Source organism: Alkaliphilus sp. B6464, from assembly GCF_018141165.1.
In the GTDB taxonomy this organism is placed as follows: Bacteria; Bacillota; Clostridia; order Peptostreptococcales; family Natronincolaceae; genus Alkaliphilus_B.
This window is the reverse complement of the sequence record NZ_CP058557.1, coordinates 905297-920552: the sequence shown is the minus strand read 5'-3', so window position 1 is coordinate 920552 and position 15256 is coordinate 905297. Positions and strand designations below refer to the sequence as shown.

Below are 15256 nucleotides of genomic sequence, written 5' to 3'. Positions count from 1 at the left end.
TAATATTTAATTACCGGACACTACTAAATCCTTAACATTATTATAGGCATACTCTAGGCAGGACTCTAAATTATTGTTATTTCTTCCACCACCTTGGGCTGAAAAATCACTGCCGCCACCTTTACCATCTATTAGGGTTATGGCATCCTTTAGAAGGGTGCCCATATTCACCATTCTTAAATCCTTAGAACGCATAAATATAAGGTGAGCCTTATCTTCTGAAACAACCCCAAATAAAGCTACTACATTAGGGGAAGCTGCTAACTTAGAAGCTAAAGTGTTAACATATTTTAAGTCCACATCATTATATACTTCTTTAATTATCTTTACATCCTTTATAGATTCTGTATTTAAAAGCATTTTCTCTACTACATATCCAGCTACTTCATCCTTTAAGGATTTTATTTCAGCATTAGTCCCCCTAAGTTCCTTGGATATACGTCCTATATCTTCTAATATATCATTTTCACTTACGGATAATAGCCTACCTATTTCTTTTACTCTTTCATGCTTTGCAGTGTAATCCTCTACAGCTCTTTTTCCACACAGAAACTCTATTCTCATACCATTTTTATATTTTTCCCATCTAGTAAATTTAACTAGCTGAACTTCAATAGTAGAGTATGGGTGTGTTCCACAGCATGCATTAATGTCGACATCCCCAATTTTGACTAATCTAATTTGATTTTCTGTCTTAGGAGGTAGTTTTCTAAGGGAGAGTTTTTTTAGTTCTTTATTAGTCGGATATAAAACTTCGACAGGGATATTGTTAAGTATTATCTCATTAGCCATGTTTTCTGCCTTCCTGAAGTTATCATCACTAATTACCTTATCTATATCTATAGTAGAATACTCTTTTCCAAGATGGAAACCAACAGTGTTAGCATTGAAAAGCTCGATTAAAGAGGCAGATAGAATATGCTGTCCTAGGTGCTGCTGCATATGATCGTATCTTCTTTCCCAATCTATTTTGCATTTAACTTTTTTAATTTTAGAAGGTTTTCTTTCTACTACATGATATATACTTCCTTCTTTATCGTAAACATAAACTACAGGAGTAGATTCTATATAACCAGTATCACTTGGCTGTCCCCCACCTTCAGGATAAAAGTAGGTTTTATCAAGTAAGATATGAAACTTATTATCTTCCTCTATTATATTTATTATGTCAGCAATGAAGTCTTTTTCATAAGGATTTTTATAATAAAGCTTTTCCAATATTAACAGCTCCTTTTTCCATATATACTATTTATATTTTACCATAAGAAAAACGCCAATTCACTAAAAGTTATTCAATAGGTGACGTGCATCAAATGAAACATATCCGCAATATATGATTAAATTTCAAAAGGATGTTAATAATGTAGATAAAGTATTTTAAAGCAATAAAACTTACTATAGTTAAGAATTATAGGTCACAATACTTGTATATTAAATATTTAAGAGGTGGTTAAAGTGAGAATACCTGAACATATAGGAATAATTCCTGATGGGAATAGAAGATGGGCGGAGAATAATGGTCTGTCTAGAGCAGATGGATATAAGTCTGGAATTGATCCAGGTCTTTTACTTTTCAAAATGTGCGAAATGGCAGGAGTTAAAGAAATTACATATTACGGTTTTACAGTAGATAATACAAAAAGACCAACGGATCAAATAAAAGCTTTTACAGATGCGTGTATTAATGCAGTAAAAGTGCTTTCGAATGAAAATGCATCTCTTCTTGTAGTAGGAAATACTAATTCTCCAATGTTTCCAAAGGAACTACTGCCCTATACAACTAGACAGACCTTTGGTAGTGGTGGAATAAAGGTTAACTTTCTAGTAAATTATAGCTGGAAGTGGGATCTAAACTACTTGAAAAGGTCCAAATGCAGAAGTAATAATATAAATAATCAAATAGAAACCTATGACGTTTCAAGGGTAGATCTTATTATACGCTGGGGAGGACGAAGAAGGCTAAGTGGATTTCTTCCAGTACAGTCCATATATGCAGACTTTTATGTAGTGGACGATTATTGGCCAGACTTTAAGCCTAACCATTTTTATGAGGCATTAAACTGGTACAATGACCAAGACATTACCCTTGGAGGATAAAACAAAGTTAACAGAATATTTCATAAAATGAAATTAATTATTTATAACCCCTTATATTTTACAATGAAAAATAGTATAATTAATTTTCAAGATGTATTTATTAAGCTTAGTAAAAAAGGGGTGGACTTCGTGGGAGAGCATAAAGTTTCTATATTTGATACTATAATTGTTGCTATTGTATCATTTACGCTAATTACTATAAGTATTATTTTAAATATTTCGCTTGTGTTCGCTTTTATAGGAGCAGTTATTTTTACATCAATAATACTTTTGAGAAATGGTTATGGAATCGGAGCCCTTATAAATATAATGTTTGAAGGAATTAAGGGATGTAGGTCTGTATTCATAATAATAATACTTATGGGAGCTACTATATCTACTTGGTTGTCCTCTGGTGTGGTACCAAGTATTATCTACTATGGATTTAATTATGTTAAAGATTATAATTTTGTAGTTGTAGCTTTTATATTTACTTTAATGATGTCCTATGTAATGGGTACAGCCGTTGGAACTATAAGTACTATTGGAATAGCTATGTTAGCTATAGGTAAGGGGCTTATGATTCCCACCCCTGTACTTTTAGGAGCCGTAATTTCTGGAGCATTTATTGCAGATAAGATTGCACCCATATCTTCTCTTAATAATTTAACATTGGAAGTAACAGGCACAGATTATATCAATTACGTAAAGTCTGCTTCAAAGACTTTAATACCTACTATAGCTTTATCATCAATAATATATTATATTCTCGGAAATGTTTATAAAGGTGGAGGGGATATGAGTAAAGTATATGAATACCAAAAGCTAATAAATAGCTCTATGATGGTTTCTCCATATCTTTTGCTGTTTCCTTTGCTAGTTATTGTATTAGCTTTTTTAGGTATTAAGGCATCATATAACATGACAATTGGTGTAATCTGCACATCTGTTGTAACAGTTTTAGTACAGAAGGTTAATGTATTAACTCTAGTAAAATCTATACTTTGGGGGTACAAATCCGAAACTGGAATGGTAGAATTAGATAGTCTAGTATCTGGCGGTGGAATAGTGCAAATGCTTGAAGTAGTACTAATAATAATGGGGAGTGTTGCTCTTAGTAGCCTTTTCGAAAACGGCAATTTATTAAAACCTTTAATTGATGGTTTATTTAAAGAAAAGGATAGCAGATTTTCTCTTATTGCAAAGACTAGCTTATTAAGCTGTTTACTTACTGCCGCTACATGCGATCAAACCGTTGGTATTATTATTCCCGTGAAGGTCGCACTAGAAAAATTTGAAAAAAGAAATATAGATAAATCTATATTAGCTAGAACTGTGGCAGATACAGGTACCATAGTAGCCCCACTTATGCCTTGGAATGTAAATGCCGTTATTATATATTCTATAATTGGAGTTTCTGCTATCCAGTATGCACCCTTTGCTGTTCTATGCTTTTTAAACCCTATCGTAATGATAATAGGAGAGTTTATCAGTTTTAGTAGGTTAAAAACTACAAGTGAAAGTGTAGCTTAAATTAAACAAACCATATCCTAAGTAGATTTGGTTTGTTTTTTTATTAGATTTAATTTTATAGTATACCTTTGTGGTGGTATCCAGCATATGGTAATATATAATTATATTATTATGGGGAGATGGGGGACAAAGCTTTGACTGAGAAGATTAATGAGGGTATTCAAAATTGTTATAATACTGGAGACCTTGTAGAATATTTAAAAAATAAGTATCTATTATTATGGTGGGAAACAAAGAATGATTTTCCTCGGTTTGAAAATGAAACTACCTATTTTAATAAGTTGAAAAATGAGAGCCAAATAGATAAGTTTAGAAAAAAGCTTTTCATAGAGCTTGAAAACTTACCAAAGGATAAAGATGATGGAAAGGAATGGTATAATAACATATTATCCTTGATAAAAAATATAGAATTCAGTATTCTTGGACATGAAAATAGTTCTATAGATTTCTTTGCTGATAAAGGATATTCTTTAGTTACAGAAGCATTTCTAGATGAAGCCAGAAATTTTGATTCTAATATAGAAATTTATGATATTTTTCAAGCTATTAGAAATGTGTGGATTATGAATAGCATTCAAATATTATTTGATATAGAAGTGGAGTTAACTCCATCTATTTTTGCTTACAGTATGTTATATCCTTATACAGATAACTATCTAGACAATACAATGGTTTCTTTAGAAGATAAAATCAATTTTAACCAGAGGTTTAAAGAATGGCTTTTGGGTAAAGAAGTTATGCCTATAAATAGCCATGAAGAGTCTATTTATAGGTTAGTTAAAAATATAGAGGAACAATACTCAAGAGATCAAAATAGTGAAGTCTTTAAAAGTTTATTATATATCCATAGAGCTCAAGAGCAGAGTTTAATTCAACAAAAAGGATATACCTTGCCCTTTGAAAAGGATATTATAGGTATTAGCTTTGAAAAAGGAGGCACGTCTGTATTAGCAGATGGTTATCTTGTAAAGGGTCAGCTTTCTGAGGAAGAATCAGGATTTATGTTTGCATATGGTGTGTTTTTACAATTAATTGATGATTTGCAGGATGTGAAAGATGATTTAGTCAATAATCACATGACTATATTTTCTAGCTTGGCTAAAAAATTACCTTTAGATAAATTAACTAATAAACTTTTTTGGTTTATAGAAGAAGTGTTAAATGATACAGATACTTTTTCATCAGAGGAATCTATAAAGGTAAAGGAAGTTATTAGAGACAGCTGTAAAATTATGATATTAGAAGCAATATCTAAAAATAAAAATATGTTTAGTAAAGAATATGTGAAAAAAATAGAAAAATATTCAATGGTTAGGTTTTCATATTACAAGAAACTAAAAAATAAATTTCAAAAAGATTTTTCGCCAGATGACTTTTCAAATATTTGCATTATACTAGGTAAAAATTTATAGTGTAGGTTTAAATTACCAATGCACTTTGAAAAGTGGCAATATAACATCTGATTATGATATAGTTAAGGGTATCAGATATTAGATGTATATAGGAAACAACAATAAATTCCTACTCTAATTTTGAGTGGAGTTTTTTAATATTGAAATATAAGTAATTAAATATAGAGACTGAAAAATTTGTAAACCATCGTAATGTATAAAGAGGAGGTGCCCGGGTGACCAAACTTCTCAATATTTTTAAGAAAAAAAAGACATTAGAGGAAAGAGTCAAGGATATACAGAATGGGAACGAAGATGATAGGAATAATCTAATTGAGGAGTATATTCCTTTTATTAAAAAAATACTTAGTAATCAACTAGGAAAATATATAGAAGTAGAAAATAATGATGCATTTAGTATCGGATTAATAGCTTTTAACGAAGCTATTGAAAAGTACGATGAAAAAAGAGGTAACTTTTTAACCTTTGCTTCTATGGTAATAAAAAGTAGATTGATAGACCAACTTCGTAGTGAGTCGAGAAGATCCAAGGAAGTTTATATTAATCAGTTAAAATCCGATGATGAGGATGATAATTATACCGAAAATATTATGGCTATAGAAGGATTTGAGGCAGGAATCGAAACTAGATTAGATATGGCCACTCTAGTTGAAAATATGAAAGACTTTGATGTTTCCTTAGAAGACTTAATTAATCACGCTCCAAAGCATCGAGATACTAGAATTACAGCTATTAGTATTGGAAGATATGTATTTGAAAATGTCCATTTAAGAGAAAAATTTTTAAAGACAAAAAATCTTCCAACTGGTGATCTAATGCGAGATCTAAAGGTATCCAAAAAAGTTGTACAAAGAAGTAGAAAATTTATTATAGCAATTATAGTAATTCTGAACAGTGATTTAGATACATTAAAGGAGTATATTTCCCATAATGAGAGGGGGAAAATTGAATGATTCACCGTGGTAGCATAATAGAAGTTTGCCATGATGGTATAGTTGTAATTACAGAAGATTGTACCTTCGAAAGAATTAAGAAAAGTGAAGGCTTAGAAGAAGGTATGGAAGTATATTTTGAAACTGAAGATATTATTAGAAGACGAAACCTAACTGTCAAAAACATTTCAACGGTTGCAGCCGCAATATTTTTGTTAGTCATTACTTCTATATACAGTGTAGGTTTTTGGAATACAAACTACAGAGCAGTCGCTTTACTATCTGTCGATATAAATCCAAGTATTGAAATAAAAATTAATAGAAACCACCAAGTAATAAAGGTGTCAGCACTTAATGAAGATGCTCTAGGACTTCCTCTTAGTAATCTAGAAAGGCAACCATTGGTGGATGCATTACAAGAGCTGGTGGAAATGGCAGAGTATAAAGGATATCTTAAAGAAGCTGAGCCTAATTACATACTAGTAACAGCAGTAGGATTAAACGCCTATAAAGGGGATACTAAAGACCTAACACAATTGTTGATAGAGGGAAAGGAAAAGATAGAAAACACATCTACTGAGCGTGGACAGCATATTGAAGTTGTTACAATGGAATCCAATAAAGAAACACTAAAAAGATCGAAAGAAGAACATATTTCAGTAGGAAAGATGGAGGTTTATAAAAATATTCAAAATAAAGATTTGAACGGGAATAAAATAAAGGAGCTAAAAAATAAAACGGTAAAGGAACTTATAGAAGAAGTTTCTAAAATTAAAGCTTCCAAAGTTGATGAGCCTAAAATAGATAAAAAAGAAAACTCCGTGAAAGAGAGTAAAGAAAATAATAAAGATCAAAAAGAGAAAAAAGAAGATAAGAATAACAAAGCAAAGGAGAAGAAAGAAAAGGTAGAGAATACCCCAAATGCTCAGAAGAATAACAATGTTAATGAACAAAATCAGAAAGAGCATCCAGTATTTAAAGAACATCCAAGGAACAATAAAGAAAAGGATTATCCTAATGATAATAAAGAAAATAGCGAAGATGAGGATGAAGACGAAGATGATGATAGAAAAGATGACGATAATAAAGAATGCAACAAAGAAAAAAAAGATGGTAAGTGGATAAAAAATAATAACCCTGCTAATGGAAATAAAGATAATAAATATAAAGATAATAAAGATAAAGATAATAAAGATAAGAATAATAAGCCAAAGAAACCTTAATAAGGGTTTCTTTTTTTGGAAATAAAATAAAATATTTCTTAATTCTCCATATTGAGGCACCTAAAAATTTTAAATGGTCGTAATGATATAACATAAACTAACAGGAGGTATGATAAAATGAAAAAACGTTTAACCAGTTTAATTACTATGTGCTTAGTGTTTGGGTTAGGATTTTCTTCGGTAAGTGCATATACACCGCCAGGCTTAGCCAAAAAGGGAGGGTTACCCCCTGGAATACAGAAACGATTTATTCAGCAAGAAAAAGATACGAAGGAATATCAAACAACTATAAAAGATATAGATACGAAAGAAAGAAGAATAGTTATTGAAGATGGAACGGCGATTCTTAGCCTATTTGTGTCTAATAAAGCTAAGATAGAGTTAAATAACAAATCTGCAAAGTTTGAAGATATTAGGAAAAACGATGAAGTTTTTATTAAACTAGACAAAGATAATACTATTACAGAACTTAAGGCTACAAGAGAAAAAGAAACTACATATACTGTAGAAGGAAAGCTCTTACTAATTAGCAAAGATCAAAATCAAGTATATATTTATAAAGATAACAAACTCCTTAATTATCAACTAAGGTCTGATGTTATTGTCCGCATTAATGGAGAAAAAGGAAAGATTGACGACCTAATTCAAGGGATGGAGTTAAAGCTTACTATAGAAGGAGATAAGGTAAAATTAATTGAAGGAAGTAAAGATGAGGAAACAAGAAAGCTAGAAGGAAAAATTATTGCCAAGGATGATGGTAGAAAACCTTTAATTGTAATTCAAATAGATAATGATATTAAGGTGTTTTATGTTGAAGAAGATGTGAACATGGCTGAAGTTAAAGTAGGTAAAGAAGCTGTTATTTATATACAGGATAACAAGGTTATAGATATTAAAATGAAATAGTATTTAAAACAGGTAGAGCATAAGCGCTTTACCTGTTTTGTGTTTAGAGCATTAAACTAGTAAAAGAAAGAATTATATAATAGACAATAAATAAAAGTGATATAATAGATGGGATAGAGTTTTAGAGTTATTAGATATAGGATCACTAAAAGACAAGGGGAGTCAAAATGGAAAATCTAGTATATGAATATGAAAGAGTAGATGATTTACAAATAAATAATTTGAAGGTTATTCAAAATCCAAAAGGATTTTGCTTTGGAATAGATGCTGTTTTATTAGCTAATTTTGTAGGATTAAAGAAAAATGCTAAGGTGGTTGATCTTGGTACAGGCACTGGAATAATTCCTATCCTACTAGCAGGTAAAAGTGAAACTAGCCACATTACCGCATTGGAAATTCAAGAGGAAGTAGCAAATATGGCTCAGCGAAGTGTCAAGTTAAATGAACTAGAGGATAGAATTAAAATATTAAATATGGACTTAAAGGATGCAGAAAAAAATTTAGAGGTTAATGGATACGATGTAATAACATCAAACCCACCATATATGCATCCAGATGGACTTATTAACATAGACGATAAAAAAGCTATATCACGTCATGAAGTAAAATGTACATTAGAGGATGTTATTAGGACAGCTTCTAGACTTTTAAAGCATAACGGAAGATTTTTTATGGTTCATAGACCTATACGTTTAGTTGATATAATGGTTTACTGTAGACAATATAAGTTAGAACCAAAGAGATTACAATTTATTCATTCTACATATAATAAAAAACCGAATTTACTCCTATTAGAATGTATTAAGGCAGCTAAACCAGAGTTAAAAATATTAGATCCTTTATATGTATATAATGAAGAAGGCAAATACACTGCTCAAATTTTTCATACATATGGAAAAACACAGATAGAGGAAGGGGATGAGTTTTTTGAATAAAGGAATCCTCTATATTTGTCCTACGCCAATAGGTAATTTAGGAGATATAACAATAAGAGCATTAAATATATTAAAAAGTGTAGATTTAATTGCAGCAGAAGATACTAGACATACTCTAAAACTTTTAAATCATTTTGAAATTCAAAAGCCTTTAATTAGCTATCATGAACATAATAAAAGGACAAAGGGAGAAGTATTAGTTAATAAGCTATTAGAAGGAGAAAATATTGCCCTAGTATCCGATGCAGGAATGCCAGGAATATCAGACCCAGGCGCAGATATGATAAAACTATGTATAGAAGAGGGAATAGCTTTTGAGGTTTTACCGGGGGCCACAGCTTCTATTTTAGCCTTAGTAGCTTCTGGACTAGATACAACTAAATTTACCTTTGAAGGATTTTTAGATAGGGATAAAAAGAAGCGAAAAGAAAGACTACAAAGGATTAAAAGAGAAGATCGTACATTGATTTTTTATGAAGCTCCACATAGAATCACATCTACTCTAGAAGATATACTTAACATATTTGGTAATCGTAAAGCGGTAATAGGGAGGGAGCTTACTAAAAGGTACGAGGAATTTATTCGTGGCAATATAACGGAGCTTATAGATTATTTAAATATAAATCCACCTAAGGGAGAAATGGTGCTGCTTTGTGAAGGAGCTAGTTTGGAGGAAGAAGCTTTAGAGGAGCAAAATAAGCTAGAACAAATGACCATAAAGGAACATATTATTTTATTAATGGAAAATGGAGCAGATAAGAAATCGGCAATAAGAGAAGTTGCGAAGCTTAGAAATATTTCAAAGAGAGATGTATACAAAGAAGCTATTGATTTATAGAAAGTCGTCTAATACCATCTCCATGATTCCTGTCGAATTTAATTTTTTAATTCTGTCAAAAATTTCAAGTGTGTAAGAAAAATAAAGAGCCCAAGGGGCTCTTTTAAATGTAATCTACATAAAGAGTATATTACATAATGAAGACTATTTTTTAAGGTCAGTTAGACATTCGGAGCAAATGTTTTTATTCTTGTGGATTATAACATCCTTTGCATTACCACAGAATATACATGCAGGCTCATATTTTTTTAAAATAATATTTTGTCCATCTACATAAATTTCTAAAGCGTCTTTTTCTGCAATGTTTAATGTACGTCTAAGCTCGATAGGTAAAACTACACGACCAAGCTCGTCCACTTTTCTTACAATACCTGTTGATTTCAATTGAAATCCCCCTTCTTTATTAATAAGATGATTAGAATATGTAATGTCTCATTAAATAATTATAGTGCCATATGCTAATATTACAAAATTCGACAATCCCTCTTTAAATAGTACCAAATATTCCATTATTAGTCAACATAAAATACATATGTTTTTTAAAATTTCCATAGTGCTATATAGGTGCCCATAATACGAACCCCACTCATCAATGCAACCAAAGATTGCTGATGGGTCCCGGGAACCTTGTTGTATTCACAATAAAAGATCTATATCTTTAAGTTAAGATATAGATCTTAGATACCTCAGAATAGTTCATTCTTCACGAAATTGGCCCATCATTTCATTCTTTAAATCCCAAAGATTTTTAGAGAGATCTACCTTATAAAGCTGTGGACGGTTTAGACGTCTATATTCTGGCCAAAGTGCGTCTAGTTCAGTCTTAGTATATTCACATATTTCCTTCATGCTCTTTCTTTCGTAAACTAAGGTTCCATCCTCGTATAGAGGAACTAGCATCTCTCTAATACGATAATTTCTAAAGGTTTTCTTTTTCCAAGTATATAATGGATGGAATATAGTCAAAGGTTCATTAATGTTAATCTCTTCGTCATCAAGCATTATTAAGTCTGCCTGAGCTTTGCCATTTTCTATATCATAAATACGTACAACCTTTTTATATCCAGGATTTGTAATTTTTTCAGGATTTTCAGAAATCTTTATTTTAGGAACAAGCTCACCATTTTCTTCAGCTGCACATAACTTGTATACTCCACCTAAAGCTGGACAGCCTTTAGATGTTATAAGGTTAGTACCTACACCCCAAGCATTAACAGCAGCATCCTGCAACTTTAAATTATTAATAACTTCCTCGTCCAAATCACTGGAAGCCACTATAGTTGTATCTTCAAATCCAGCTGCATCTAGCATTTTGCGAGCTTCCTTTGATAAATAAGCTATATCTCCAGAATCAATACGAATACCTTGGGGCTTGTATCCCTGTTCTTTTAATTCCTTAAATACAGTAATAGCATTTGGAACACCACTGTTTAATACATTATAAGTATCAACCAAAAGAAGTGTATTATTTGGATATACTTTAGCATAGGCACGAAATGCCTCAAGCTCTGTTTCGAATGTTTGAATCCAACTGTGTGCATGGGTTCCCATAACTGGTATATCAAACTTCTTCCCTGCAAGAACATTGGAAGTTCCCACACAGCCACCTATAACAGCTGCCCTAGCACCATATATGCCTGCATCAGGTCCTTGGGCACGTCTTAAACCAAACTCAAAAACAGAATCTCCCTTTGCCGCCGTACAAATACGAGAAGCCTTAGTAGCAATTAGAGATTGGAAGTTTATTATATTTAATAGAGCTGTCTCAATTAGTTGAGCTTGAATGACTGGAGCTTTTACTCTTAAAATAGGTTCGTGTGGAAACATAACAGAACCTTCTTCAACACTATAAATAGTTCCAGTAAATTTAAAGTTTCTTAAATAGTCTATAAACTCATCATCAAATAAGTTTAAACTCTTTAAATATGTTAAGTCCTCTTCATCAAAATTAATATTCTCGATATAATCGATTACCTGCTCTATTCCTGCTATTATAGTATAACTATTTTGGCAAGGATTTTTTCTAAAGAACAGATCAAAGACGACAGTGTTTTTATCAACTCCATTTTTAAAATAACCATTCATCATAGTTAGCTGATAAAGATCTGTCAGCAAGGTCAAGTTTCTCATTTTTCTACCTTCCTTTGGTTAATATTTTTAATTAAAATCTATTATATCAAAGTTGAATAATAACAGGCAACAAGCTGATCTATGTCATAAACCGAAGAAAATTGACGAAAACATATATAAACACTCGAATTTTAGAATATTCCATAGTTTATACATATTATTATTTAGTATTAGTTTGTTTTTTATCTCATATCCATCGGAAAAATTTCAAGTGGGCCATGGGTTGGTGAGAAAGCATTAGAGGAATTTTCACATATAGGAAAAGCCTCCTTTCATATATTAGAATGAAGAAAACTTTTTTATATATGTGAGAAGGAGATTTTTATATGAATATTATTTGGATAGTTATGATATTTATAGGAATTGCAGTTGCTATTCTTACAGGAAAACCTGAAATAATTAATGATGTAATTATTCATGATACTGGAGAAGCCGTAGTCTTTGCAATTGGCCTTACAGGAATTATGTCATTTTGGCTTGGCCTTATGAATATTGCCAAAAAGTCTGGCCTTATTAATAGCTTTGCCAAATCTATGACACCAATAACAAGGTTTTTATTTCCAGATATACCACCTAACCATCCTGCTATTGGGGCAATGATGATGAATATGGTTGCAAATATGTTTGGAGCCGGTAATTCTGCAACAGCCCTAGGCCTTAAGGCTATGGAAGAACTTCAAAGATTAAATCCAGATAAAAAAACTGTTACTAATGCAATGGCTATGTTTCTTGTAATTAACATGTCTTCTATACAGCTAATCCCCCTTACCATAATGAAATTAAGAGCAGATGCGGGATCTGTTAATCCATCTGAAATAATTATTACATCAATTTTAGCTACAATCGTATCAACTGTTGTTGGGGTTGCTGCATGTAAAATAATGGAGGGAAAGAGATGATAAAAGTACTTAGTTATACATCGGTAATCGCTATTCCTATAATGATGAGCATTATATTGCTACATGGGTGGATTAAAGGAGTAAGTATGTACGAAACCTTTGTAGAAGGGGCAGCAGATGGGTTTAAAAGTTCAATAGCAATTATGCCTTATTTAGTTGCCATATTTATTGCTATAGGTTTTATGAGAAAATCAGGGGCTATTGATTATTTAATAGATTTTTCAAGCCCTATAATGTCATTTATTGGAATACCCCCAGAAATATTGCCATTAGCAATAATGAGACCCATATCAGGTAGTGGAGCCTTGGCAGTTTTGCAAGATGTTCTAAATACCTATGGCCCAGATAGCTTTGTCGGTAGACTAGGATCCACTATGATGGGATCTGCGGAAACTATCTTTTATACTATGGGAATATACTTTGGTTCTGTAGGAATTAAAAGGGGTAGACATACGATAGGAGCCGCATTAATTTCTCATTTAGCCTCTATGATAGCGGCTGTTGTTATTTGTACCTATTTTTTTCTATAAATACTAACCTAATTAGAAAATTGGAGGTTGGAAGTGTTTTGTGCAGTGCCTGCGCCCTATAGGCACTGCGATAGGATCGGAGTACTTTTTTATTTAAACATATCGATTGAAATTTTATCTACCCATACTGTGCTGTCTATATTATTGAAAATAATATTAATAGAGTCTTCAATATCTTTATTCAAAGTAAGCTGTATCAGCTCCCAACTATTTACGTATAAAGGTTTGTGGGATATAGATTGTTGAAATGATAATTTACTATTAGAATAGCCTTCGATGGCTATTTTAATTTCATCAGATGCATCTAATTTTACCCACATTAAGAGCTGAGAATTCGCTTTGATAGGACCTTGGTTAATAGTTATTTTATGCGAGGTATGGTTTTCACCAGAGAATTTAAATGAGTAATCACCATATTTTGAAGCTGCGAAATCCTTTTCTATATATTCACTTAAATAATCAATATTTTTATTAGGTCCTATAACTTCTTCATTATTATCTTCTGTTTCTTTATTTTCCTCTGGATTGTTTGCGTTTATATCTGTTGTATCCTTAGGAGAGATGACTACATTTGAAGTTGTGGCCTTGTCTATTGGAAACATAGATTTTAAAGCAAAAACCCCTGCTGATGCTATTGCAATTAATCCAACGGTACTTATAGCAATAGTAAAGAGGCGTTTTTTATGTATATCATTTTTTTTAATATCATCTTCGTTTATAGAACCTACTTTTCTTCCAACTAGATTAGTAGAATTATATGTTATTATATTTTCTTGAGTATTCGATATAGGCAAGCTAACAATATTAAGAGTTTCTAAATCATTAAATATTTCATCAATGCTATTATAAATCGCATTGTTTTTTTGGAGCTTATCTAAAAATCCCATAGTTTTTATGTATAAGGGTAATTCTTCATAATTGATGTCCTGTAGACTTGTTAATTTTTTTAATACTAACACAATATTATTTATAACTGCTTCAAAGTTTTTGCTTTTAAAAGAACTTTCATTAAAAATAATTAGTTCATCAAATGACATTTTTCCTTTATTTATAATGATTTGTGATTCATCCACTAATATTGATTTTACATTATTAGGAACAGGATCATACTTCCTAATACCATCTAAATATTGATAAATTAGGTTAACCCTTTCGGTGAAGGTTGGAGAAAAGTCATTTAAATATGTATTTAATGATAATCCTTCTTCTACTTTTGTAACTAAAACTATCTGATCTTCCATTTTTTCAAAGTGAAGAACATGGTTAAATGTATCCTTATAGTTTTGCCCCACTAAATCCCAAATAGAATCATTTTCCTCTGTGTATATAGTATTAATTACTACAGCCTGATTATCCGTACTATCCGTACCAATAAAAACTTTTTGGAAATCATTTTCTTTAAATGTTTGAACAATTGTATAACGATCTAAATATGAGGAATTCATCTGTTTTTCACCCTTACCATATTGTCTTTTTCAAATAATAATTCGCCATAGTAATATTTCACAGGAGAAAGCGTTTTATGTCAATAGGTATTTAGACACAAAAAATATTTTTGTCGATTATAAAGGTTAAGTTAGTTGACATTGTGGGTATAATTTAATATATTATTGTATAATACTATATGTAAAAGTAATGACGGGAAGAGTAGGTTTACAGAGTTAGTAGCAGAGAGCCGGGTAAGGTGAAAGCCGGTACTAATAAAGCGACTGAAGATGGCCCCTGAACTTCATGGTTGAGAAGCTTTTGTAGTTTTTAGACTATGCCGGATTTGCACCCGTTAGCCTTGCAAGGTGATAATCATCACTTACTAAGTTTATTGTCGTAAGATAATAATAAACT

At 31.4% G+C, this 15256-nt stretch carries 14 protein-coding genes and 1 other annotated feature (1 of these 15 only partly in view); of the genes, 10 read left to right on the top strand and 4 right to left on the bottom strand.

Translation table 11 applies throughout. The features are described from left to right. Positions 1 to 6: 6 nt before the first annotated feature. Positions 7 to 1218 (bottom strand): alanyl-tRNA editing protein, encoded by a 1212-nt coding sequence (locus HYG84_RS04435; protein WP_212380926.1) that lies wholly within the window; start codon positions 1216 to 1218, stop codon positions 7 to 9. Positions 1219 to 1455: 237 nt separating this feature from the next. Here HYG84_RS04435 and uppS point away from each other — a divergent pair, with 237 nt between their 5' ends. The 8 genes from uppS to rsmI all read left to right on the top strand — a co-directional run bounded on the left by uppS (position 1456) and on the right by rsmI (position 9855). Further along, on the top strand, positions 1456 to 2097 hold the full coding sequence (gene uppS, locus HYG84_RS04430) for a polyprenyl diphosphate synthase (RefSeq protein WP_212380925.1): 642 nt from the start codon (positions 1456 to 1458) through the stop codon (positions 2095 to 2097). A gap of 129 nt (positions 2098 to 2226) precedes the next feature. Next, complete coding sequence (locus HYG84_RS04425; protein ID WP_212380924.1) at positions 2227 to 3609, top strand: Na+/H+ antiporter NhaC family protein; 1383 nt, start codon at positions 2227 to 2229, stop codon at positions 3607 to 3609. Positions 3610 to 3743: 134 nt separating this feature from the next. Further along, a complete protein-coding gene (locus tag HYG84_RS04420) occupies positions 3744 to 5021 on the top strand; it encodes a hypothetical protein (protein ID WP_212380923.1) in 1278 nt (425 codons plus the stop codon). 215 nt (positions 5022 to 5236) lie between these two features. After that, positions 5237 to 5974, top strand: a complete 738-nt coding sequence (gene sigI, locus HYG84_RS04415) for an RNA polymerase sigma factor SigI (protein ID WP_212380922.1) — start codon at positions 5237 to 5239, stop codon at positions 5972 to 5974. Then, a complete protein-coding gene (locus HYG84_RS04410; protein ID WP_212380921.1) occupies positions 5971 to 7176 on the top strand; it encodes an anti-sigma factor domain-containing protein in 1206 nt (401 codons plus the stop codon). The genes sigI and HYG84_RS04410 overlap by 4 nt, the downstream gene beginning before the upstream one ends. Positions 7177 to 7293: 117 nt before the next feature. Further along, a complete protein-coding gene (locus tag HYG84_RS04405) occupies positions 7294 to 8082 on the top strand; it encodes a hypothetical protein (protein WP_212380920.1) in 789 nt (262 codons plus the stop codon). Between the two features lie 167 nt (positions 8083 to 8249). Then, entirely contained in the window at positions 8250 to 9017 is a 768-nt protein-coding gene (locus tag HYG84_RS04400) for a tRNA1(Val) (adenine(37)-N6)-methyltransferase (protein WP_212380919.1), read from the top strand. Beyond that, on the top strand, positions 9001 to 9855 hold the full coding sequence (gene rsmI, locus HYG84_RS04395) for a 16S rRNA (cytidine(1402)-2'-O)-methyltransferase (RefSeq protein WP_212380918.1): 855 nt from the start codon (positions 9001 to 9003) through the stop codon (positions 9853 to 9855). The genes HYG84_RS04400 and rsmI overlap by 17 nt, the downstream gene beginning before the upstream one ends. Before the next feature lie 144 nt (positions 9856 to 9999). Here the strand turns inward: rsmI and HYG84_RS04390 are convergent, their stop codons facing one another. Further along, entirely contained in the window at positions 10000 to 10239 is a 240-nt protein-coding gene (locus tag HYG84_RS04390; RefSeq protein WP_212380917.1) for an AbrB/MazE/SpoVT family DNA-binding domain-containing protein, read from the bottom strand. 312 nt (positions 10240 to 10551) lie between these two features. Then, a complete protein-coding gene (locus tag HYG84_RS04385) occupies positions 10552 to 11985 on the bottom strand; it encodes a nicotinate phosphoribosyltransferase (RefSeq protein WP_212380916.1) in 1434 nt (477 codons plus the stop codon). A gap of 326 nt (positions 11986 to 12311) precedes the next feature. Here HYG84_RS04385 and HYG84_RS04380 point away from each other — a divergent pair, with 326 nt between their 5' ends. Beyond that, entirely contained in the window at positions 12312 to 12884 is a 573-nt protein-coding gene (locus HYG84_RS04380; protein ID WP_212380915.1) for a nucleoside recognition domain-containing protein, read from the top strand. Then, on the top strand, positions 12881 to 13414 hold the full coding sequence (locus HYG84_RS04375; RefSeq protein WP_212380914.1) for a spore maturation protein: 534 nt from the start codon (positions 12881 to 12883) through the stop codon (positions 13412 to 13414). The genes HYG84_RS04380 and HYG84_RS04375 overlap by 4 nt, the downstream gene beginning before the upstream one ends. 89 nt (positions 13415 to 13503) lie before the next feature. Here the strand turns inward: HYG84_RS04375 and HYG84_RS04370 are convergent, their stop codons facing one another. Further along, a complete protein-coding gene (locus HYG84_RS04370; RefSeq protein WP_212380913.1) occupies positions 13504 to 14859 on the bottom strand; it encodes a hypothetical protein in 1356 nt (451 codons plus the stop codon). 181 nt (positions 14860 to 15040) lie between these two features. After that, positions 15041 to 15256: a binding site (T-box leader), on the top strand (it continues 34 nt past the right edge of the window).